Source organism: Shewanella sp. CAL98-MNA-CIBAN-0140, from assembly GCF_040309905.1.
GTDB classification, from domain to species: Bacteria; Pseudomonadota; Gammaproteobacteria; order Enterobacterales; family Shewanellaceae; genus Shewanella; species Shewanella psychromarinicola.
The window spans coordinates 1-274 of sequence record NZ_JBEOPI010000154.1; the positions used below are offsets into that span (position 1 = coordinate 1).

The following is a 274-nucleotide window of genomic DNA, read 5'->3' on the forward strand; positions in this document are numbered from 1 at the left end:
TATGTTAGCAAAGCGTATCATTCCTTGTTTGGACGTTGATAATGGACGCGTGGTCAAAGGCGTGCAATTTGTCGATATTAAAGACGCTGGCGACCCTGTTGAAGTCGCCAAGCGCTATAACGAACAAGGCGCTGACGAGATTACTTTTTTGGACATTACGGCCACCAATGACGAGCGCGACACCACCTATCATACCGTTGAACGTATGGCAGAAACCGTGTTTGTGCCATTAACGGTCGGCGGCGGTGTGCGTAAAATTGCGGATATTCGTAAT

1 protein-coding gene is annotated in these 274 nt (G+C 48.2%); it reads left to right on the top strand.

The window, feature by feature from the left end:
• Positions 1-274 (top strand): HisA/HisF-related TIM barrel protein (locus AAEY93_RS20555; RefSeq protein WP_351079505.1); only part of this gene is annotated, 274 nt, incomplete at both ends.